The sequence below is a fragment of the Pedobacter ginsengisoli genome (assembly GCF_030244015.1).
GTDB lineage: Bacteria > Bacteroidota > Bacteroidia > Sphingobacteriales > Sphingobacteriaceae > Pedobacter > Pedobacter ginsengisoli.
Window position 1 is genome coordinate 378,833 of record NZ_JASSYX010000001.1, and the last position, 20,324, is coordinate 399,156.

General features: G+C 44.2%; 23 protein-coding genes. 19 read left to right on the top strand and 4 right to left on the bottom strand.

Features of this window, described 5'->3' with window-relative positions:
• Nucleotides 1-61 precede the first annotated feature (61 nt).
• From QEP08_RS01550 to QEP08_RS01590, 9 genes are all read left to right on the top strand, one after another.
• Entirely contained in the window at nucleotides 62-769 is a 708-nt protein-coding gene (locus QEP08_RS01550; RefSeq protein WP_285054968.1) for an ATP-binding cassette domain-containing protein, read from the top strand.
• 123 nt (nucleotides 770-892) lie between these two features.
• Complete coding sequence (locus QEP08_RS01555; protein ID WP_285054969.1) at nucleotides 893-1,543, top strand: porin family protein; 651 nt, start codon at nucleotides 893-895, stop codon at nucleotides 1,541-1,543.
• A 242-nt stretch (nucleotides 1,544-1,785) separates the two neighbouring features.
• Nucleotides 1,786-2,322 (top strand): outer membrane beta-barrel protein, encoded by a 537-nt coding sequence (locus QEP08_RS01560; protein ID WP_285054970.1) that lies wholly within the window; start codon nucleotides 1,786-1,788, stop codon nucleotides 2,320-2,322.
• A gap of 81 nt (nucleotides 2,323-2,403) precedes the next feature.
• Nucleotides 2,404-2,925, top strand: a complete 522-nt coding sequence (locus QEP08_RS01565) for an outer membrane protein (RefSeq protein ID WP_285054971.1) — start codon at nucleotides 2,404-2,406, stop codon at nucleotides 2,923-2,925.
• 39 nt (nucleotides 2,926-2,964) lie between these two features.
• Nucleotides 2,965-3,693, top strand: a complete 729-nt coding sequence (gene gldF / locus QEP08_RS01570; protein WP_285054973.1) for a gliding motility-associated ABC transporter permease subunit GldF — start codon at nucleotides 2,965-2,967, stop codon at nucleotides 3,691-3,693.
• A gap of 8 nt (nucleotides 3,694-3,701) precedes the next feature.
• Complete coding sequence (gene gldG / locus QEP08_RS01575; RefSeq protein WP_349019017.1) at nucleotides 3,702-5,372, top strand: gliding motility-associated ABC transporter substrate-binding protein GldG; 1,671 nt, start codon at nucleotides 3,702-3,704, stop codon at nucleotides 5,370-5,372.
• Between the two features lie 34 nt (nucleotides 5,373-5,406).
• Nucleotides 5,407-6,531: a DNA polymerase III subunit beta gene (gene dnaN, locus QEP08_RS01580; RefSeq protein WP_285054978.1), complete on the top strand. Its 1,125-nt coding sequence runs from the start codon at nucleotides 5,407-5,409 to the stop codon at nucleotides 6,529-6,531.
• Between the two features lie 145 nt (nucleotides 6,532-6,676).
• Nucleotides 6,677-7,360, top strand: coding sequence for a DUF4397 domain-containing protein (locus QEP08_RS01585; RefSeq protein ID WP_285054980.1), 684 nt, complete (start codon nucleotides 6,677-6,679; stop codon nucleotides 7,358-7,360).
• A gap of 76 nt (nucleotides 7,361-7,436) precedes the next feature.
• A complete protein-coding gene (locus QEP08_RS01590; RefSeq protein ID WP_285054982.1) occupies nucleotides 7,437-8,108 on the top strand; it encodes a DedA family protein in 672 nt (223 codons plus the stop codon).
• Here the strand turns inward: QEP08_RS01590 and QEP08_RS01595 are convergent.
• The 4 genes from QEP08_RS01595 to QEP08_RS01610 are packed head-to-tail and all read right to left on the bottom strand — an operon-like array spanning nucleotide 8,105 to nucleotide 13,316.
• Nucleotides 8,105-8,980, bottom strand: a complete 876-nt coding sequence (locus tag QEP08_RS01595; protein WP_285054985.1) for a zinc dependent phospholipase C family protein — start codon at nucleotides 8,978-8,980, stop codon at nucleotides 8,105-8,107. The two genes, QEP08_RS01590 and QEP08_RS01595, sit on opposite strands and share 4 nt — an antisense overlap.
• A 32-nt stretch (nucleotides 8,981-9,012) precedes the next feature.
• Nucleotides 9,013-10,902: a molecular chaperone DnaK gene (gene dnaK / locus QEP08_RS01600; RefSeq protein WP_285054986.1), complete on the bottom strand. Its 1,890-nt coding sequence runs from the start codon at nucleotides 10,900-10,902 to the stop codon at nucleotides 9,013-9,015.
• Nucleotides 10,903-10,914: 12 nt separating this feature from the next.
• Nucleotides 10,915-11,982, bottom strand: a complete 1,068-nt coding sequence (locus tag QEP08_RS01605; protein WP_285054988.1) for a DUF3810 domain-containing protein — start codon at nucleotides 11,980-11,982, stop codon at nucleotides 10,915-10,917.
• On the bottom strand, nucleotides 11,982-13,316 hold the full coding sequence (locus tag QEP08_RS01610) for a dihydroorotase (RefSeq protein WP_285054991.1): 1,335 nt from the start codon (nucleotides 13,314-13,316) through the stop codon (nucleotides 11,982-11,984). Before QEP08_RS01610 ends, QEP08_RS01605 begins: the two co-directional genes overlap by 1 nt.
• 77 nt (nucleotides 13,317-13,393) lie before the next feature.
• Between QEP08_RS01610 and QEP08_RS01615 the strand changes: the two genes are divergently transcribed.
• The 10 genes from QEP08_RS01615 to QEP08_RS01660 all read left to right on the top strand — a co-directional run bounded on the left by QEP08_RS01615 (nucleotide 13,394) and on the right by QEP08_RS01660 (nucleotide 20,321).
• Complete coding sequence (locus QEP08_RS01615) at nucleotides 13,394-14,716, top strand: DEAD/DEAH box helicase (RefSeq protein WP_285054993.1); 1,323 nt, start codon at nucleotides 13,394-13,396, stop codon at nucleotides 14,714-14,716.
• Nucleotides 14,717-14,723: 7 nt separating this feature from the next.
• On the top strand, nucleotides 14,724-15,002 hold the full coding sequence (locus tag QEP08_RS01620; protein ID WP_285054996.1) for a hypothetical protein: 279 nt from the start codon (nucleotides 14,724-14,726) through the stop codon (nucleotides 15,000-15,002).
• The gene (gldC, locus tag QEP08_RS01625) at nucleotides 15,002-15,337 is read left to right on the top strand and encodes a gliding motility protein GldC (protein ID WP_285054999.1); all 336 of its coding nucleotides are present in this window, start codon (nucleotides 15,002-15,004) and stop codon (nucleotides 15,335-15,337) included. Before QEP08_RS01620 ends, gldC begins: the two co-directional genes overlap by 1 nt.
• A gap of 6 nt (nucleotides 15,338-15,343) precedes the next feature.
• Nucleotides 15,344-15,754: a hypothetical protein gene (locus QEP08_RS01630; RefSeq protein ID WP_285055002.1), complete on the top strand. Its 411-nt coding sequence runs from the start codon at nucleotides 15,344-15,346 to the stop codon at nucleotides 15,752-15,754.
• A 17-nt stretch (nucleotides 15,755-15,771) separates the two neighbouring features.
• Nucleotides 15,772-16,437 carry a heme exporter protein CcmB gene (locus tag QEP08_RS01635; RefSeq protein WP_285055004.1) on the top strand — a complete coding sequence of 222 codons (666 nt, stop codon included), beginning with the start codon at nucleotides 15,772-15,774 and terminating at the stop codon, nucleotides 16,435-16,437.
• A gap of 69 nt (nucleotides 16,438-16,506) precedes the next feature.
• Nucleotides 16,507-17,172 (top strand): cytochrome c biogenesis protein CcsA, encoded by a 666-nt coding sequence (gene ccsA, locus QEP08_RS01640; RefSeq protein WP_285055007.1) that lies wholly within the window; start codon nucleotides 16,507-16,509, stop codon nucleotides 17,170-17,172.
• Nucleotides 17,169-17,375 (top strand): CcmD family protein, encoded by a 207-nt coding sequence (locus tag QEP08_RS01645; RefSeq protein WP_285055009.1) that lies wholly within the window; start codon nucleotides 17,169-17,171, stop codon nucleotides 17,373-17,375. Before ccsA ends, QEP08_RS01645 begins: the two co-directional genes overlap by 4 nt.
• A 161-nt stretch (nucleotides 17,376-17,536) precedes the next feature.
• Nucleotides 17,537-18,958: a Glu/Leu/Phe/Val family dehydrogenase gene (locus QEP08_RS01650; RefSeq protein ID WP_285055012.1), complete on the top strand. Its 1,422-nt coding sequence runs from the start codon at nucleotides 17,537-17,539 to the stop codon at nucleotides 18,956-18,958.
• A gap of 134 nt (nucleotides 18,959-19,092) precedes the next feature.
• The gene (gene msrA / locus QEP08_RS01655; RefSeq protein WP_285055014.1) at nucleotides 19,093-19,749 is read left to right on the top strand and encodes a peptide-methionine (S)-S-oxide reductase MsrA; all 657 of its coding nucleotides are present in this window, start codon (nucleotides 19,093-19,095) and stop codon (nucleotides 19,747-19,749) included.
• A gap of 161 nt (nucleotides 19,750-19,910) precedes the next feature.
• Nucleotides 19,911-20,321 carry a cytochrome c maturation protein CcmE domain-containing protein gene (locus QEP08_RS01660; RefSeq protein WP_285055016.1) on the top strand — a complete coding sequence of 137 codons (411 nt, stop codon included), beginning with the start codon at nucleotides 19,911-19,913 and terminating at the stop codon, nucleotides 20,319-20,321.
• The last annotated feature ends 3 nt before the right edge of the window (nucleotides 20,322-20,324 follow it).

A 20,324-nucleotide genomic window follows, 5' to 3' on the forward strand; every position in this document is an offset into this window, starting at 1 on the left:
AACTTAGAAAAAATTGTTAATGGTTTTCATGATTGCAGGGGTGATTTTTCTACTTTTGGGTATGAGTATCAGGGTAAAGGATTTATCGAAAGATTATAAGGGCCAAAAAGCGGTTGACGGGATTAGCTTTGAGGCTGTTCCTGGCAGGATACTCGGGTTTTTAGGGCCAAATGGCGCAGGGAAATCGACGACCATGCGCATGCTCACAGGTTATCTGAAACCCGACTCCGGAAGGGCTGAGGTCTGCGGTTTTGATGCACAGCTGCAAAGTATGGAAGTGAGACGTATTATCGGTTACCTTCCGGAAAACACACCTTTATATACTGACATGTATGTTAAGGAGTTTTTGACTTTTGCTGCTGAGGCCTACGGACTGGTTGAGCCGAAACGTAAAGTTGAACTGGCATTGGAACAGGTTGGGCTGAAAGATGAGGCACATAAAAAGATCAGTATGCTGTCTAAAGGGTACAGGCAGCGCGTGGGATTGGCACAGGCCATCATCCATGATCCTAAAGTGCTGATACTTGATGAACCAACTTCGGGGCTGGATCCCAATCAGCTTGCTGAGATCAGGGAGCTGATCAAAAAACTGGGCAGAGACAAGACCCTGATCCTGTCTACGCATATTATGCAGGAAGTGGAGGCTTTGTGCGATGATATTGTGATCATCAGCAAGGGACGGATCGTAGCAAACGATTCAATAAAAAGCCTGAAGGACGCACATACCGGTGCTGCTCTGGAAAGTATTTTCAAGATATTAACAGCCTGAACGCTCTTTGAGGTCTTTAAAATGCAGTTAAATTTCTCTTACAGAAAAAATACATTTACTTTAGCTGTCATAAGCTAGTCTTTATAGCTCATAGATTAATCTCATTTAAATTAACGTGAAAAAATGAAAAAACTATTACTATCAACGGTGATCGCTGGTGCTGCACTTACTGCATCAGCCCAGAATCCTGTGAAATACACCATTAAGGCAGGGGCAACTTTTCCAACTTATTCAACTCCGGACGTAGAGGAGAACGGGGTTTCATCAAACCGCTTGTTTTATGCTGGTATTACTGCAGATGTTCCGGTCGGAGGCGTCGTATCAATTCAGACAGGCCTCATGTTTGTTGGTAAAGGCGCTAAATTCGGGGCATCAGGGACAGAAGAAGGCAAAACTTTTAGAGGAACATTGAAGCAAAATTTAATGTACCTCGAAATTCCGATAAATGCAGTTTTAAATATTCCGGTAGGAGCGCATAAAATATTTCTTGGGGCCGGACCTTATTTTGGTATGGCTGTTATTGGAAAAAACAAACTGACAGGCACTTTAACCAGCGGTGGCCTGGAGGAGAATTTCTCTGAGTCAGATGATGTCGATTTTGACAATGAGAATAAACGCCCTGATTATGGCATAAATGCACTTGGCGGCTTTCAGCTTAGCAACGGATTTAATATCCATGCGGGTTACGGCTTTGGTCTTGCCAATATTATTCGCTCCAGTGAGGGAGAACTAAATCACCGCGTATTTTCTGCTGGAGTTGGCTACTCATTTTAAAGTCTCTGAAAAATCCTACACTGCTGAATTAAAATGGCGACATTCCGTATACAGGGGGATAAAAATTCCGAAAACTGACTTCTCAAAGTAAAAAGTCAACTGCATGATTTATTGAGCTATACTTGAACACAGCATCGAATTTGACTTATTTTTGTTTAAATGTTGATAACTTACTGTAACGATTGGCAACGTTTTTGCGTCAAAGGACTTTAATTATTTAAACACATTTAAATTAAACAAGCATGAAAAAATTAATTTTACTAACAGCAATCGCGGGTATTTTTACATTTTCAACTGTAAAAGCTCAGGACGCAGCAATGTCAGGACCTAAATTAGGCATTGGCGCAGAATTCGGATTTCCAATGGGAGATTTCGGTGACGGTTACAAATTTGGTGTAGGTGGCTCTTTACTTTATCAGCATCCAATCGCCGACAAGCTGAATTTAACTGGTAGCGCCGGTTATTTAAGTTTTCAGGGAAAAGATATTGATACAGAGATAGGGACAATTAGCCTTGGTTCTGCCGGATTTATACCTGTAAAAGCTGGTCTAAGGTATTTCCTTGCAGAAAACATCTATGTAGGTGGTGAGCTCGGTGCTGTTTTTGCAACAGGCGATGGTGCCAGCGGTACCGCCTTTGCTTATGCTCCTGGAGTAGGTGTTGAATTTCCGGTAGCCGATAAATCTACTATTGAACTCGGCGGACGTTATGAAGGATGGTCAAATGACGGAACTTCTTCTTTCATCGGTCTGAGACTGGCCTGGAACTTCGGTTTGTAGTCCAGAAATTATTTAATAGAATGAAAAGGCCCCGATTTAACATCGGGGCTTTTTTTTGTAGATTTGGATTTTTAGAGTTCTATGAAGAAGATAATTTTAATGACTGCCTTTATTGGCCTTGCTTGTTTTTTAAAAGTGAATGCACAATCTAACGACGATGGGCCTAAATTGGGAATAGGTGTTGATTTTGCTTTCCCATTAGGCTCCTATAGCGATGCAGCCAATTACGGCGTGGGTGGTTCGCTGCTTTATCAGCACCCGCTGGCGGAAAATCTGAGGCTCACCGTGAATGCGGGCTACCTGAGGTTCAACGGTAAGGAAGTTTTTGTCGGGGTGAAGTTCAGAGAAGGGTATGTGCCCATTAAGGCAGGACTGAAATATTTTTTTACAGATTACATTTATGGAGCTGCCGAGGCGGGTGTCGCGATATCTACTGCTAATGGCTCGGGGACGGGAACGGCGTTTGCTTATTCACCAGGTATTGGAGCGGAGTTTCCTATAGCTAAAAGGCAATCGCTGGATTTTGGTGTCCGGTATGAAGGCTGGTCCAGAAGTAATGGTACACGCTCCTTTGCTGGCCTGAGGGCCGGGTTTAATTTTTAAAGACCGATATTTATAAATCAGGATATTCAATAGTAGTACATGTACGCAGTTTTCAAACGGGAATTATTTAGCTCACTCCACTCATTGATGGCTTATGTCACGATTGGTATATTTTTGCTGGCATCCGGCCTGTTGCTGTGGTTTTTTCCCGAGACTTCTATTCTGGAATACGGATATGCGGAACTGACCGGGTTTTTTAGCCTGGCGCCTTTTCTGTTTATGTTCCTTGTGCCAGCCATTACCATGCGGTCATTTGCTGAAGAGCGGAAAGAAGGTACCTATATCCTGCTCGCGACCAAACCGCTTTCAGACTGGCAGATCATTCTGGCAAAGTATTTTTCCTGTTTTGTTCTCGTAGCCTTTTCGCTGCTGCCCACTTTAATCTATTACTATACGGTATACCAGCTGGGCCTTCCGGCCGGCAATGTGGATACCGGTGCGGTAACCGGTTCTTATATAGGACTGCTGCTGCTGAGTGCTGCCTTTACTGCCATTGGCATATTTGCTTCTTCACTGACGGGCAACCAGGTGATCGCCTTTGCGGTTTCGGTATTCATCTGCTTTATCGCCTATCTTGGCTTTGATGCCATGAGCAAAATCTTTGCGCTGCGTGCTCTGGAGGGCTTGTTTTTGGGCCTGAGTGTAAATGAGCATTATCAATCCATCAGCAGAGGCGTTTTGGATACGCGGGACCTGGTTTATTTTATCACGGTGGTCTGCGTGTTTTTGGGGCTGACCAGGCTCGTACTGGGGGGCAGAAAATGGTAAAGTCAGGGATGAGAAAATTTATAGTGCCGCTGGCTTTTATCGCTGCGCTGGTGATGCTGAACGTCATTGCGCAGCAGGTCTATACACGAATAGATTTTACCAAAGAGAAAAGATTTACACTGACAGCGCAGTCAAAGTCGGTTTTAAAAGGCCTGGATAAAGAAATCATCATTACCGTCTTTCTGGATGGTGACCTGCCGGCAGCGTTCAAACGGTTGCGCAGTGCGACCAAAGACCTGCTGGCCGATTATAAGGCTTATTCGGGCGCTTCGTTCAAAGTTGTATTTGTTGATCCTATAGCCGGATTAAGCGCCGGTGATCAGGATACGGTGATCAATAACCTCTATCAGCTGGGGATCGAGCCGACTACGCTCAACATTAAAAATGATGCCGGCTTTGCACAAAAGACCATTTTTCCGATGGCTATAGTGGAGGGGGACGGCAAACAGCTGCCGGTAAAACTGCTCCAGAATATGGATGCCATGGGGAATTATGAGGAGAACATCAACAATTCTATTCAGAACCTGGAATATGTTTTTACATCGGCCATTCAAAAGGTTTTGAGCGGTCAGCATCCGAGGATCGGAATTACGGAGGGCAACGGCGAGTTGCCGGATCTGCAGCTGCATGATGCGATTAAAGGCTTGTCCGGCAGTTATGAAGTGGGCAGGGTCGACCTGAATGTGATCGATAAGCAGGGTCTGGACAAGCTGAAAATGCTGATGATCGTCAAACCCCAAAAAGAGTTTACGGAAGCTGAAAAATACAAGATCAACTATTTTGTGATGAATGGCGGCCGGGTGGTCTGGTGTATTGACCAGGTAGGAGCAGAACTGGACAGCATGGGGCGGACGGGCGAACAGCTTGCTTTCAATAGAAAACTGAACCTCGACGACATGTTGTTCATGTACGGCACGCGTATCAATTATAACCTGATCGCAGATGCCAATTGTGCGGAGATTCCGCTGAGTACGGGCGGCGGACAGCAGGGACAGATCCAGATGGCACCCTGGGTATATTATCCTTTGCTGATTCCGGATACCACGCATAATCTGGTCAAGAACATAGATGGGGTGCTGGGTCAGTTTGTAAGTACGGTAGACACGATAGGCGTGAAGGGGCTTAGCAAACAGGTCATATTGAAGAGTTCGGCATTTAACAAGGTCCATGCTGCACCTAAGCTGCTTACTTTGCAGATGGTGGCTGAACAGCCTGATCCAAAAGCGTATGCCAGTGTTCCGGCTTCTGCAGGAGTACTGGTTGAGGGTGTTTTTCCTTCTGTATTTTTGAACAGGCCTCTGCCTCAGGGCATTTCTGAAAATTATGGAGCACCCGCGCAGAGCAAACCAAATAAAATGATCGTGATCGGGGATGGGGATGTGTTCAAAAATCAGGTGAGTAACCGCGACGGATCTGCTTTTCTCCTGGGTTTTGACAGGTATACAGGACGCACTTATGGAAATAAGGCGCTGTTGCTGAATATTGCCGATTATCTTTGTAATGATCATAATTTGATCGCTCTGCGCAATAAAGAAGTCAGGATCAGGTTATTGGACAGGGCCCGTTTGCGTACAGAAAAATTGCAGTGGCAGCTGATCAATGTCGGCGCACCGATATTATTGTTAATATTGTTTGCAATTTTTCAACATTATTACCGCAAGCATAAGTATGCAAGGTAATTTTTATATTTTTGAGAACTGACTAAATCATATTATGAGATTTATTGTATCCACATCAACGTTATTAAAACATTTGCAAACAGTAAATGGTGCGTCAAGCAGCAGTACTGTATTGCCTATACTAGAAAATTTCCTTTTTGAAATTAAAGATGGAAGTTTAACCATATCTGCTACGGATCTGCAGACCAGTATGACGACTTCTTTGCCTGTTGAATCTAAAGAAGGAGGAAAAGTTGCTGTTCCTGCGAGAATATTACTGGATACTTTAAAGACTTTACCGGATCAGCCCATTTCATTTAATATTGATGACAGCACTTTTTCTATCGAGATCAGTGCGGGTGACGGTAAATATAAGCTGAGTGGTGAGAATGGGGATGATTTTCCTAAGATCCCTGTGGTTGAAAATGCGTCCTCGGTAAATCTACCGGCTTCTGTGCTCACTGAAGCAATTACAAAAACCATTTTTGCTGTGAGCAGCGATGAGCTTCGCCCGGCAATGACAGGGGTTTTTTGCCAGTTGTCAGACCAGCACATCACTTTTGTAGCAACAGACGCGCATAAACTGGTCAGGTACAGACGTACCGACAGCAAAGCTGATAAATCATCGTCTTTTATCCTGCCTAAAAAAGCTTTGACCTTATTGAAGGCGGCATTGCCTTCTACTGATGTAAATGTATCTGTGGATTATAATGCGACCAGTGCTTTCTTTAAGTTTGAGAATATTAACCTGGTTTGCCGTCTGATTGATGAGCGTTATCCTGACTATGAGGCAGTTATTCCTGTCAATAACCCCAATAAACTGGTGATTGACAGGGCGCTGTTCCTGAACACACTGCGCAGGGTTGTTATTTTTGCCAATAAAACTACCCACCAGGTACGCCTGAAAATCAGCGGCAGTGAGCTGAACATTTCATCTGAAGATCTGGATTTTGCCAATGAAGCGCATGAGCGTTTGAGCTGTCAGTATGAAGGTGAAGACCTTGAGATTGGATTTAACGCCAAATTCCTGATTGAAATGCTGAGCAATCTGAGTGGTGAGGAAGTTACTCTGGAACTTTCTACGCCAAACCGCGCCGGATTATTAATCCCTCAGACCAATGATGAAAATGAGGACGTTTTGATGCTCGTCATGCCGGTCATGCTGAACAGTTATAACTAACATTTGTTAAAATATGTGAAATGGCCCGGTATATTGCCGGGCCATTGTTGTTTTTGGTATATTTGTTATAAGCGTAAAAATGAGCGGTGCTGTGTGTAGCGAATACCATATTTCTTACGTTTACATTAAATTAAACTATGTATCAATGAAAAAAAGACTACTTTATCTGGGTTTAATCGTATTGTTCGCCTCTTGTGTGAAACAGGATCCTCCTGAACCTGTAGGGGACATCAAAGTAAGATTTGTAAATGCCGTGCAAACTTCTAAGCCGCAGGATATGTTCGTTAGGGGCGTCAAAGTGCCAAATTCTGTAGCGCTGATCTATGGACAATTCTCGCCTTATTATACCAGCACTTCCGGAGATAATGCTTTTGCTTTCGCGGATATGGGTACAACGGACGGTACCGGTAACGCCGGTATAGGCGGAAAGTTTGAGATCGGAGCGGAATTCACTGTCTTTTATTTTAAGTTGCTGGAACGCAGGGACAATGGTGCACTCGCAGCAGGTATAAAATATGACGACAATACTGTGGTGGCCGGCAAGGCTAAGGTAAGGTTTCTCCACCTCAATAATTCTCTGGAAAACTTTATTAATTTTACTGTGGTTGAAGATGGTGTTGATGGAAAAGTGCTGAGTACGGGAATTGGCTTTGCAGCCTCATCTCCATACTTTGAAGTTGATCCGGGAACAAAGATTAAAGCCAATGCCACGGGGGTTACAGATCCACTCATTATGGATTTAAATCTAAAGGCCGGTAAAAATTATACGGTATGGTTGGACGGCCCTTCTGAGAAGGTGCTGGTAAGCCATGTGATCATCCAAAATTAATTATGACATTATAAGGTTTAAAAATATCATGGTTATTGCCGTGATATTTTTACTTTTGGGCTTAATTTATAAAAACTTGGAATTTTTCACTTTTTTACTTGATTTCATCCTGCACATTGATAAGCACCTGGAGGAGATCATCAGAGATTATCAGAACTGGACTTACGCAATTCTGTTCCTTATTATTTTTGCTGAAACAGGTTTCGTTGTTACCCCTTTTTTACCCGGGGATTCTTTACTGTTTGCAATGGGTACCTTAATCGCTGGTGGAAACACTGGGTTAAGTGTCTGGGTGATGCTTTTTTTACTGATCATCGCGGCAATATTAGGCAATTCGCTAAATTACAGGCTGGGTACTTACCTGGGCGTCAAAGTTTTTAATGAGAAGAACAGGATCTTAAAGCTGGAGTATTATAACCAGTCTCACCAATTTTTTGAAAAGCACGGCGGTAAGGCCATTATATTCAGCCGCTTCCTGCCGATATTCAGGACTATTGCTCCGTTTGTTGCCGGTGTGGCTAAAATGCCGTTTGGCAGATTTACTTTTTTCAATGTGATCGGCGGTGTTGCATGGATCACCAGTTTGCTGATGGCAGGATATCTGCTTGGACAGATCCCTGTGGTAAAAGCCAATTTTGATGTGGTAATCGTACTGATTGCTGTAGTGACCTTTTTCCCGGCGATATTTGCTGCACTGAGGTCGAAGTTCAAAAAGAAAGCTGTGATCAAGGAGGATGTGAAAGTTTAATCTTCAAGGTTTGGCTGACCGGCATCTATCCAGGCGGAATACCAGAATGAACCTGTTTTATATATAGCTGAACGCATTTGCCGTTCTACCATGTTGTTCATTTTATCGTGATACGCCTTGGAATAGGCTTTGGAGTATTGTTTCAATACCTGGTCTCTTCTTTCTGAATAACTATATTTTCTATACGCCGGGAATGTCTGATAAAGTTCTGCTTCACACTTTAAAACGGAATCGACCAGGCCATGTGTGTGCGTGACGATCTTCCAGGCCTCTGTTAAAGGGTTTTCTATATACTGTGCCTTCCCGACCAGGTAATTGTAATTTTTGCTGAACAGTTCCGGTAACCTGCTTTCCCAAAAGGCATGGATCCCAATTTGATCGGTCAGCTGTCCGTTGTGGTTTTTCGTGGTGTGCAGGGGCACATGGGCATCGGCTACGTAGTGTCCAAGATAGGCGGAGTAAATGAGTATTTTGGCGGAGTCACGTTCTTTAAATGCACTGACCAGTTTGTAATAGCTTTTTTGGATCTGCCAGGGAAGGATACCGTTTTGATGGAGTCTGTTTAAACCATATCTGCCTACTGCATCATCCCATTTTCTGGGAATACTGTCTATACAGTTCTCATAGAGTTCGACATCCAGGTAATGCCTTGGGGCTTCTGTTGTATCTGCATATCTGCGTTTATCGGGGTCTACTGCATGATCTGACAGGTATTTGAGATTTGATTTGTAAAACCTGCTGATGCCTTTTGGCAGCGTAAATACGGCAAGCCGGTTGATCTCCATGTGGGCAAAGAAACCCCAGGAGTTTAAGAGCAGCAATGCAATGCAGCAACCAAATGTAAGTTTAGCGGATAAAAATATTCGTTTCATCCGCTAAATTAGATCAGGAAATCTACATGGTGTTAATTGTCGATGCTTTTACCTTTCATTGCTGCAGAAACAGCAACGTCCATAACGCGTTCCGCAAATGGGCGGGTGAACTCATTCAGCTCGTCGGCTTTTTTTAGTATCTCATCTTTTTCTGCTTTTTCCAAAGCTTGCTGTAGGTTTTCGATATGTATTTTGGTATTTTTAATCTCATCCGTGCTTAGGTAGGAGGCGTGTTTATCTAAAAAGCGCTGTGCAGTATAGACCAATTGTTCGCCTTCGCTTCTGGCTTCAATCAGCATACGCTGGTCCACATCGCTTTTTGCGTGGGTAATGCTGTCGATCAGCATCTTTTCTACGGTGTCATCTGTAAGTCCGTAGCTCGGGGTAATGTCTATTTCCTGCTTTACGCCGGACCTGAGTTCAATGGCTTGTACGGTAAGTATGCCATCGGCATTGAGAATAAAGTTGATGTCTACTTTAGGCAGGCCGGCAGGCATGGGAGGGATTCCCTTTAGATCAAATTCTGCGAGTTTTCTGTTCTCCCGTACCAGGTCTCTTTCTCCCTGATAAACAGAGATTTTCATATTGACCTGTCCGTCCAGTGAAGTGGTGTATTGCCTTCCGGCTTTTGTGGGCACTTTAGCATTTCTCGGGATGATCACATCCATCAGTCCACCCATGGTTTCTATACCCAGGGAAAGGGGGGTAACGTCAAGTAATAAAATATCTGAACGGTTGCCCGCCAGGATATCGGCTTGTATGGCTGCACCAAGCGCCACTACCTCATCCGGGTTGATCTGATCATGCGGCTCACGCTGAAAAAATGCGGCAACCTGCTGCTTCACGTAAGGGCTGCGGGTGGAACCTCCAACCAGGACCACTTCGTCAATTTCTGCTGTGGTCAGTTTGGCATCTGATAAGGCCAGTTTACAGGAAGCTATGGTTTCTGCTACTTTACCGGCGATAAGGTTTTCAAAGGTCTGTTTGTCCAGTGTGCACCAGATCTCACCGGGCTTAACTTCTTCGAACCCGTCAAAGCGTAGCTTCTCGTTGTAAAGGCTTTGGGTACTGAGTGCCTTTTTCGCTTCTTCTGCCTTAAGTCTTAAAGACTGCATTAACCCGGAATCCTTTGTAACAGCTTCTTTATCCAGCTTATTGCTTTCTATCCAGTAGTAGACAATGGCACGGTCAAAATCATCCCCGCCGAGAAAAGTATTGCCGTTGGTAGACAGAACTTCAAATATTCCGTTTTGTATGGAGAGTACGGATACATCAAATGTCCCACCCCCCAGATCGTATACAGCAATTGTTTTTTGCTGTGCCGGGTCAAGGCCTAGTCCGTAAGCCAGACTTGCGGCGGTAGGTTCATTTACGATCCGCAGTACATCGAGCCCGGCGAGTTTTCCGGCATCGCGGGTAGCCTGGCGCTGACTGTCATTGAAATATGCCGGAACCGTAATTACAGCTCTGTTTACAGGGGTTTTCAGTGCGTGTTCTGCTCTTGCTTTGAGTTCTTTCAGGATCTCTGCGGAGAGTTCTATAGGGGTGTAAAATTTATCGCCGGCTTTGATCTTGACCAGGGAATCACTTTCGTCGTCTATGATTTTATAAGAAAAGGTGTCCTGGTGTGCAGCGACGTCTTTATAAGATCTGCCGAGTAACCGTTTTACGGAAAAAATGGTATTGGCGGGGTCGGTGATCAGGAATTCTTTGGCATCATTTCCTACCAGGGCATCTCCCTGCGCATTGAAGTGTACGACGGATGGGACTAAAAGTCCTTTCCCGGTGTCATTGATGACCTGTGGGTTTTTATCGGGATTGATAAAGGCAACTAAACTGTTGGTGGTCCCCAGGTCAATTCCGACGATGATCTCTTCCTGCTGAAATGAACCTGTAGCCAGGTTGATGGATATTTTTGCCATAGTGAGGCAAATTTACAAATCTTTTTTATGGATATTGTAAAGCCAAAGTACTATATCCTGGTAGCTGTCGGTGCCCCGGCTCTGGTTATTGAGCTTCAGGAACCGGTCAAATGCGAGGTCAAGATAACCAAACATCTGGTTGTTGTATTTGCGCCAAAAGTCGCGGTCGTTCTTAAAGTCCTGTATGGTTTTGGCATTGATGGTATTGTACAGCAGGTCATAATCATCAGAAGATTTGATTTTGATCTCGAAGAGAATGCTCTTTAGCATGGCATAGGCCGCGGAATACCGGAAGTTTTCGTTGGCGCTGTTGCTCGCTACCAGGTAGCCGACCAGGTTGGCCTCATCTTCGCGTCCCACACCCAGCTGGTGTGCGATTTCATGGCAGGTGACAAAAGGAAGCTCCGTAGCGGGCAGCCTCATGTTGACATTGGCCTCTCCGGAAAGGGGATTGTAATAACCTTCTATGCCTATTTTGGTAATGATCCAGCTGTTGAGCACCGGTTTTACCGATGGGCTGGCATACCTGAAAAATGGATATTTCTTTTCCATGTGGTCATAGCCCGCTTTTGCGATACTCCTGAGCTCAGTAATGCTGTACCTGTTCCTGCTTACATTTTGTAGCTGGTTGAGCCTGCGGATGTAAAACCTGCCCAGCGATACGAGTTCCGGTGTGGTATACCTTTCGTTGCTGATGCCGAGCTGTGTGGATACTGTCGGACGGGAATAATTGAGCCCCCAAAGGATTTTGAACAGCAGGTAAAGAACAAGCAGGAAATTCATGCATTGCAAGGGGATCTTAATGCGGTCGTCTTGTTTTAATTGTTTGCGGACAGCCTTTCTATAGAAAAGAAAAAGGCATCTGATGACGTACAGGATCAGGAGCAGGTAAAGGAAATCACCGATTGCAAATGGGATGGAACCGGTAAGGAAACGCTGGATGACTGAACTGAACTGATAGAGTCCGCCGGAATAAATAATTTCGACCGTGATGTCGCTGTAACCAATGATAAATACGATCAGGGAAAGTACAGAAAGCAGGACGAACTTGTTTACGGCGGACCTGTACTGGCTGTTCATTACCTGTTGAAAGCTAATCTTTTGCCGGTCTCATTGGTCATGAATTTGCCTTTTTGATAGGCGAGATTGCCTGATACAAATGTGTGGGTAATCTCTGACTGGAATGTTTGACCTTCAAAAGGAGACCAGCCGCATTTGTAAAGGGTATTGGCACGGGTAACTTTGACGGGGTCATTTAAATTTACCAATACCAGGTCTGCCCAGTAACCTTCCCTGATAAAGCCCCGCCTGTCAATATTGAAACAGATGGCCACATTGTGCGCAGTCTTTTCGGCGATCTGCTGGAGGCTGATCTTGTTTTGATGGTACATTTCCAGTAGGGCGGATAAGGCATGCTGCACCAGTGGCCCGCCGGAAGGCGCCTGCAAATAAGGCTGTTCTTTTTCGCTAATGGTATGTGGGGCATGGTCTGTGGCAATGATGTCTATGTGGCCGTCAAGAACGCCTTTCAATATACCAATTTTGTCTGTTTCTGTTTTTACGGCAGGATTCCATTTGATCCAGTTGCCCTTGGTGGCATAGTCCCGGTCATCAAACCACAGGTGATGTACACAGGCTTCTGCGGTGATCCGTTTGTCTTTTAATGGGGTAATGTTGTCAAACAGGCCAACTTCTATGGCAGTAGAGATGTGCAGGATGTGGAGCCTGGTATTGTATTTTTTCGCGAGGCTTAGGGCCAGCGAAGACGACAGATAGCAGGCTTCTGCGCTCCGGATCAGCGGATGCATTTCTATGGTGATGTTATCCCCGTACTTTTCTTTAAATAAGGCTAAGTTTGCTTGTATCGTATGTTCATCTTCGCAGTGTGTAGCCACCAGCATCGGGGCTTCTTTAAAGATGTTTTCGAGCACCTTTTCATTGTCGACCAGCATGTTGCCGGTAGAAGAGCCCATAAATACCTTGATGCCGCAGACGTTTTTTGGGTCGGTCTTCAGGACTTCCTCAATATTGGTATTGGATGCACCCATGAAAAACGAATAATTGGCCAGTGACATTTCTGACGCGATCTGATATTTGTCTGCAAGCAGTTCCTGGGTCAGTGTGTTGGGCACGGTATTGGGCATTTCCATAAATGAGGTAATGCCGCCGGCTACTGCGGCCATGCTTTCTGAAAAGATGTCTGCTTTATGGGTCAGTCCGGGCTCTCTGAAATGGACCTGGTCGTCAATCATTCCCGGAAAAAGATGAAGGCCCTCTGCGTTGATCTCAAGATCGGCAGTTTCATTGATGCTGCTGGCTATTTTTTCTATAAATCCGGCTTTGATAAGTACATCGGCCACAATTATTTTGCCTTCATTCACAATGGACGCTGCTTTGATCAGGATAGTGTTCATGCATCAAAATTAGAAAAAATAAATGATCGGTGGGCCGTGTTCAGGCAGGCTAAATAAATTTTGTCTATTTTTGCAGAATGCCCAAAATGTTTGAAGAGTTTAACCTCAATCGACAGATCTTAAATGCTGTGGAAGACGCAGGATTTACGGTTGCCACGCCGATACAAGAAAAAGCGATAGGACCTGTGCTGTCAGGTCAGGATCTTTTTGGCATAGCCGAAACAGGCACAGGTAAGACCGCTGCTTATGTGCTGCCCATTTTGATGCAGCTGAAGTATGCCCAGGGCGAGCATGCCCGGGCACTAATCCTGGCACCGACCAGGGAACTGGCCATGCAGATCACCGAACATGTACAGGTTTTTTCAAAGTATACCGACTTACGTACCGTTGTGATGTATGGGGGACTGGGGCCTAAAACTCAAATCGAGCAGGTCAAAGCGGGTGTGGACATTATTGTGGCTACTCCGGGCAGGTTCCTGGATATCTATCTGGCAGGACACATCAATACCCAGTATTTAAAATTTTTGGTGTTGGATGAAGCTGACAAGATGATGGACATGGGCTTTATCCGCTCGATTCACAGGATATTGGAAATTGTACCCCGTAAGCGGCAAAATTTGTTGTTTTCTGCCACTATGAGCGATCTGGTGCAAAAGATAGCGGGTGATTTCCTGAAGCATCCGACGATAGTTGAAGTAGGGGAACAGGCAACTCCGGCTCAGACAGTGACGCAGGTCTTGTATGAGGTGCCCAATTTCAAGACCAAGATCAATTTGCTGCAACACCTGATGAAAAATGACGAGGAGTTTAAGAGACTGATCATTTTTTGCAAGACCAAGACGGTTGCGGATAATATTTTCGCCTTCATTGAACGCAGGTTTGGCGCGGATGCGGTAAGGGTGATCCATGCCAATAAAGGACAGAATACAAGGATCAATTCGATCAATAGCTTTAAAGAAGGCAACATCAGGGTGCTTGTGGCTACTGATGTGGCGGCAAGGGGTATAGATGTGACTGAAGTAAGTCATGTGATCAATTTTGACGTGCCCATTATTATTGAAGATTATGTACACAGGATAGGCCGGACAGGCCGGGCATATGCCAAGGGCGATGCTTTAACTTTTTGTACTCCTGCGGAGAAATATTACATTCAGAAAATACAAAAACTGATCCGGCAGGAAATTACTGTTGTACCTTTGCCGGAAGAAGTTTTTGTGGATGAAACTCCTTATGAAGAAAGACAGGCCATCGCAAAGGCCATTGATGATCAGAAACGAAAGGAAGATCCTGATTTCAAAGGGGCATTCCATGAAAAGAAACATGCCGCGGCAATAGCTGCTGCGGCCAGGAAAAAGCCGTCTAAGGAGCCGGCATGGAAGAGAAGAAAATTCAAAAAATAGGTTTGCATTGAAGATAAAACTGACCCCGCTTAACATTGTCTCCTCGATCTGCCTGGTCATTGGCGTATTGCTGCTGTGGAGTAAGAAACCGGTTGAGCGTCCCGGTCAAATTGATATGACTTATACGCTTGCCGGATTTAGTTTTCTTTCGGCGGTGGTATTTTTTGTATCTGACCTGATCTTCAGAAAATTTATCAGCAGCTTGAAAAAGCTTTGGATCATAGAAGGAGTATTGGTTATTTTCATTGTCATTTTAGTATTTATTATAAAATCGAGTATAAGTTAATGAAGCAAGCAGAAATCAAAATCACGGTAGAATTAGACGATAATAATGTACCTGACAATATTTTATGGGAATCAACCGATGCACAGACCCAGGAGAAAGTGCCTGTTAAATCGATGATGCTGGCATTGTGGGACCACAATTATAAAAACTCTATGCGCATCGATCTTTGGACTAAAGATATGCCTGTGGACGAAATGAAAAGATTTTTTTATGAAACGTTGCAGACTATGGGCGACAGCTTTTTGAAAGCTACCGGGGAAAAGCTAATTGTAGAAGACCTGCGTGATTACTGTGCGCATTTTGCAGATAAAATGGGCATCAATACCCAGGGGTAACAGGAAATGAGGAGACAGGGAATTATAGGTTCAGCATTGATGGCAATAGGGGGACTGAGTCCGCTGATGCACCTGCCGATCATCGGCAACTGGAACTATTTTGATATCGACATTCGACTTGCGGTAGCCTTTTATATATTGGTCGGACTGGGTTTTATAGGTGCATTTGCCAAAAAATCCGGCCTGATCAGATTTTCAGGTATTGCAGCCCTTGTACTGGTCATGATTACGCTGGCAGGTATTTACTTTAAAGCACATGATTCCTTCAGTTTTCTGCATTTTAAGAAACTGGTAAATTTTGCCGCCGGTATGGTTAAATATAAGTGGGGCTGGTATGTGATTGCCGCCGGTGCGTTTGTATTGGCGACGGTAAGAAAGCCGAAAGTCGTTAAAGTGGCACCGCAGGAAGGAATTTAAATTATATTTGTCCCTGCATGCAACTGTTACACCAGGTAAAATATTTAATAAGGAAAGAATTGCTGTTGGAATGGCGTTCAAAATATGCCATTAACGGTGTTTTGCTGTATGTTGTGTCGACCATTTTTACCTGTTATTTGTCCTTTATCAGCCTCAATGACAAGCTTGCGTGGAATGCCCTTTTCTGGATTATCATGTTGTTTGCTTCTATTAACGGTGTATCCAAGAGCTTTTTGCAGGAGACAAAAGGCAGGCAGCTGTACAGTTATATTCTTGCCAGCCCCTCTGCCATCCTGATTTCTAAAACCGTTTACAATGTTTTGCTGATGCTGGTGCTGACGACTATCGCACTGGGCTTTTATTTATTGGTTTTTGATACTTTTTCTCCTCCGGATCTGCTGATGTACTATGTTGCTGTGATATTGGGCAGTATCAGTTTCTCGACGGTATTCACTATGGTTTCAGCAATTGCCAGCAAAGCGGGGAACGGTGGTATGTTAATGGCCATTTTGAGCTTCCCGGTTATTATTCCTGTCCTGATACTTTTGATCAGGCTTGCAAAAAATGCAGTCGACGGGCTGCCATGGGAAAATAGCTGGGATGATATCGGGATGGTTCTGGTCGTCAATGTATTGGTCGTTTCGGTCTCTCTGCTTTTGTTTCCTTACTTATGGAGAGACTAGTTGTCGGAGGGCTGATGAGAATAAAAAAATGTATTGCTAACTTTGACCCGATTAAATGCTAATCAACATATGAACAAAACCTGGTGGAAAATTCTGGCTTCTGTATTGGTAGTGTATACTGCTGTTGCTGGCCTTTTGCTTGAAGTGCCGCATCTGGCCATATTGAATGAAACGATAAGGAACCTGTATTTTCACGTGCCTATGTGGTTTGCCATGATCGTATTGTTTTCTATATCTGTTTTTTACAGTGTCAGGTCACTGCTCAGTCAGGACAGAAATGATGACATCAGGGCGGTAGAGAGTGTGAATACCGGTATCATTTTTGGTTTGCTGGGACTGCTGACCGGAGCGGTCTGGGCCAAATATACCTGGGGCCAGTTCTGGAGTTTTGATCCAAAACAGAACTTTGCAGCCATTTCCATTTTGCTATACTTTGCTTATTCTGTGCTTCGCAATGCGATCGATGAAGAGCAGAAAAGAGCCAAGATCTCGGCGATCTATAATATTTTCGCTTTTCCGATGATGGTTGTGCTGCTGTTCGTTTTACCGCGTCTGCAGGATTCCCTGCATCCGGGAAATGGCGGAAACCCGGGTTTTAATAGTTATGACCTGGACAGCAACATGCGTTTGGTTTTTTATCCTGCATGCCTGGGCTGGATATTAATAGGGTATTGGGTATATACCATCAGGTTCAGGATCCGTTTATTAGAAAACAAACAAAATTCCATAAGATGAAGAAGATCGTATTTGCATTAATGATGCTGTTAAGTTCGGTACAATTGTTTGCCCAGACAGACCAGGTAGAGATGGCTGATGCCATGAGAAGCAATGGTAAAATTTATGTCGTGGTGATCTGTATTGTGATAATTCTGGCGGGCTTGCTTATTTATCTATTCTCCTTAGATAAAAGATTAAAAAAAATCGAGAAAAAATCTTAGGCTAAAAACTAATTTTAAATCGTCTAATCGTTGTTTTTAGGCTCCAAATGCCGTAGTGTGCCGTATACACTAAGGGAGCTGGTGTTTGTAATAATCGTTTTTTTTAATGCAATTTTGCACCATAAGACTAACAACTTATTTCAAATTCATAAAAAACTAAAATGGCTAATTCAGCAAACGAGACAAATTTTTTCGCAGACGTATGCAAAAATTTTGACAGTGCGGCAAAATTTACTTCCCATCCGGAAGGATTATTAAATCAGATCAAAGCTTGTAACAGTGTGTATCGCTTCCAGTTTCCCATTCGCAGAGGAAATGGTTTTGAAGTGATCGACGCATGGCGTGTGGAACACTCTCAGCACATGAATCCTACCAAAGGTGGTATCCGTTATTCAGATATGGTGAATGAGGACGAGGTAATGGCACTGGCTGCGCTGATGACCTACAAATGCGCGATAGTGAATGTTCCTTTCGGGGGCGCTAAGGGCGGTATTTGCATCAACCCTAAAAATTACTCGGTGGCTGAGCTGGAGACCATTACCCGGAGGTATACTACGGAGCTTATCAAAAAGAACTTTATTGGCCCGGGTATCGATGTGCCGGCTCCTGACTATGGATCCGGAGAACGTGAAATGAGCTGGATAGCCGATACCTATATGACCATGCACCCCGGGCAGCTGGATGCGCTCGGCTGTGTGACCGGAAAGCCCATTGCATTGCATGGTATCCGCGGCAGGAAGGAAGCTACGGGCCGTGGTGTTGCGTATGCGGTAAAAGAGTGTGTAAACGTGGCTGAAGATATGGCCAAGATCGGCTTTAAGGCTGGTTTGGGTGATAAAAGGGTCATTGTTCAGGGTCTTGGTAATGTAGGCTATCATTCTGCCAAATTCCTTTCAGAGTTTGGGGCGACCATAGTTGGTCTGTGTGAGTTTGAAGGTGCAATCTATAATGCAAACGGGTTTAATATTGATGAGGTATTTGCGCACCGTAAAAATACCGGGTCGATCTTAGGATTTCCGGGGGCTACTGACTTTAAAAATTCTATGGAAGGGTTGGAGCAACCCTGTGACATTTTGGTTCCTGCTGCTTTGGAAAACCAGATCACAGAAAATAACATCCGTAATATCAAAGCCCGGATCATTGCGGAAGGTGCGAACGGACCGTGTACGCCGGAAGCTGAGGTGATATTTACGGAGATGGGCGGGATCATCATTCCGGATATGTATTGTAATGCCGGTGGGGTTACGGTCTCCTATTTTGAATGGCTGAAGAACCTTTCTCATGTTGCTTTTGGCCGTATGGAAAACAGGTATGCCGAAAATTCAAATGCCAACCTGATCAATACCATGGAAAGCCTGACCGGAAAGAAAATTCCCGCGGAGAACCGGATGATGATCGTTAAAGGTGCTTCGGAACTGGAACTGGTTAACTCCGGACTTGAGGACACCATGATCCACTCTTATCACGAGATCAGGGAGAACCTGATCACCAAGCCAGGTGTCCAAACACTAAGGACGGCAGCTTTTGTGGGTTCTATTGATAAAATTGCAGTTTCTTATATGAGCCTTGGTATCTGGCCATAATTTTTTCGTAAAGTATTAGGGGGGTGTCAGGGCTTTATTGCCCGGCACCCTTTTTTTGTCAGAATTTTGCTATTAAAGCAGTCCCCGGAAACCCCGGTGCAATCATAGACGTATCTTGCATTAAAGTTAGGATTATGAAGTGTAAGCATCTTTTAGTTGTGTTTGCCATGTTGATGGGTGCCTGCAATGAGCGGCAGCACCTGGAAAGTAAAAACGGCTTTGCCGTGGTTGTTCCGGCAAAGCCGGGAGAGGCTGTTGCTACCTATGCAGGCGGATGTTTTTGGGCTATGCAGGAATGTCTGCTGGAACTAAAAGGTGTGAATAAAGTCATCAGCGGTTATGCTGGTGGTACTACTCCGGACCCTTCCTATGAACAGGTAGTTTCCGGAAAAACAGGCCATGCAGAGTCTGTACAGGTCTATTATAATCCCAAAGTGATCAGTTTTGAAAGACTGACTGCTGCATTCTTTAATGCCCATGACCCTAAACAGGCGGACCGTCAAGGGCCTGATGTCGGAACTGACTACCGCTCTATAGCTTTTTACCGCTCAGAAGCGGAGGAGAGGATCATCCGCAATAAGATCAGCGAGCTGGATTCCTTAAATGGATATGTAACTCCTGTAGCTACTGAGGTTACCGGTTTTAAAGTTTTCTATCCTGCGGAAAGCCATCATCAGGATTATTACAGGAGGAATTCCTGGGATTATTACATCAGGAATGTCTCCAGGCCTAAGGTGATAAAACTGAGGAAAACGATGCCGGAACTGATTAAACCAGAATACAAGGATTAATGTTTTTTTTCGGTACAATCGTTCACAACACCTGAGTTAATGTTGTTTTTGTCAGAGAACTATCAATAAACTGTCATCTCACTCAATTGGACTGGCCTAAAAGCCTTTAGGTACTTATATTTTTTATCTTTGTACCATTCTTTTTAAGCTTAAATACGAACATGAAGAAAAGTGCAATTATTGGTTTAATTACAATAGCTATTTGTGTGTGCTTTTTGGTAAGTCTGAATGCAGATACCAGCAGCTATTCAAATTTTACCGAGGCTGCGAAGGATTCCAGGGAATTTCATGTCATGGGATATTGGGAGAAGTCAAAAGGTACACATTACGACCCTCAAAAAGATGCCAATCATTTTTCTTTTTTCATGAAAGATCAGAATGGCGTGGTGAACAAAGTGGTTTACAAGGGAACCAAACCGCAGGATTTTGAACGTTCTGAGAAGCTGGTGCTTATAGGCGAAATGAAAACCGGAACTTTCTATGCCTCTAAGATATTAATGAAATGTCCATCTAAATACAATAATGATCTTGTAGAAGTGAAGCAGGACGGTACAGCAGAAAAATACAATTAATCT

Bases quoted from the DNA above. Each gene is read 5' to 3' on its own strand.
- QEP08_RS01550 (WP_285054968.1), top strand. From the start codon at position 62: ATGAGTATCAGGGTAAAGGATTTATCGAAAGATTATAAGGGCCAAAAA.
- QEP08_RS01555 (WP_285054969.1), top strand. From the start codon at position 893: ATGAAAAAACTATTACTATCAACGGTGATCGCTGGTGCTGCACTTACT.
- QEP08_RS01560 (WP_285054970.1), top strand. From the start codon at position 1,786: ATGAAAAAATTAATTTTACTAACAGCAATCGCGGGTATTTTTACATTT.
- QEP08_RS01565 (WP_285054971.1), top strand. From the start codon at position 2,404: ATGAAGAAGATAATTTTAATGACTGCCTTTATTGGCCTTGCTTGTTTT.
- gldF (WP_285054973.1), top strand. From the start codon at position 2,965: ATGTACGCAGTTTTCAAACGGGAATTATTTAGCTCACTCCACTCATTG.
- gldG (WP_349019017.1), top strand. From the start codon at position 3,702: ATGAGAAAATTTATAGTGCCGCTGGCTTTTATCGCTGCGCTGGTGATG.
- dnaN (WP_285054978.1), top strand. From the start codon at position 5,407: ATGAGATTTATTGTATCCACATCAACGTTATTAAAACATTTGCAAACA.
- QEP08_RS01585 (WP_285054980.1), top strand. From the start codon at position 6,677: ATGAAAAAAAGACTACTTTATCTGGGTTTAATCGTATTGTTCGCCTCT.
- QEP08_RS01595 (WP_285054985.1), bottom strand. From the start codon at position 8,980: ATGAAACGAATATTTTTATCCGCTAAACTTACATTTGGTTGCTGCATT.
- dnaK (WP_285054986.1), bottom strand. From the start codon at position 10,902: ATGGCAAAAATATCCATCAACCTGGCTACAGGTTCATTTCAGCAGGAA.
- QEP08_RS01605 (WP_285054988.1), bottom strand. From the start codon at position 11,982: ATGAACAGCCAGTACAGGTCCGCCGTAAACAAGTTCGTCCTGCTTTCT.
- QEP08_RS01610 (WP_285054991.1), bottom strand. From the start codon at position 13,316: ATGAACACTATCCTGATCAAAGCAGCGTCCATTGTGAATGAAGGCAAA.
- QEP08_RS01615 (WP_285054993.1), top strand. From the start codon at position 13,394: ATGCCCAAAATGTTTGAAGAGTTTAACCTCAATCGACAGATCTTAAAT.
- gldC (WP_285054999.1), top strand. From the start codon at position 15,002: ATGAAGCAAGCAGAAATCAAAATCACGGTAGAATTAGACGATAATAAT.
- QEP08_RS01630 (WP_285055002.1), top strand. From the start codon at position 15,344: ATGAGGAGACAGGGAATTATAGGTTCAGCATTGATGGCAATAGGGGGA.
- QEP08_RS01635 (WP_285055004.1), top strand. From the start codon at position 15,772: ATGCAACTGTTACACCAGGTAAAATATTTAATAAGGAAAGAATTGCTG.
- ccsA (WP_285055007.1), top strand. From the start codon at position 16,507: ATGAACAAAACCTGGTGGAAAATTCTGGCTTCTGTATTGGTAGTGTAT.
- QEP08_RS01645 (WP_285055009.1), top strand. From the start codon at position 17,169: ATGAAGAAGATCGTATTTGCATTAATGATGCTGTTAAGTTCGGTACAA.
- QEP08_RS01650 (WP_285055012.1), top strand. From the start codon at position 17,537: ATGGCTAATTCAGCAAACGAGACAAATTTTTTCGCAGACGTATGCAAA.
- msrA (WP_285055014.1), top strand. From the start codon at position 19,093: ATGAAGTGTAAGCATCTTTTAGTTGTGTTTGCCATGTTGATGGGTGCC.
- QEP08_RS01660 (WP_285055016.1), top strand. From the start codon at position 19,911: ATGAAGAAAAGTGCAATTATTGGTTTAATTACAATAGCTATTTGTGTG.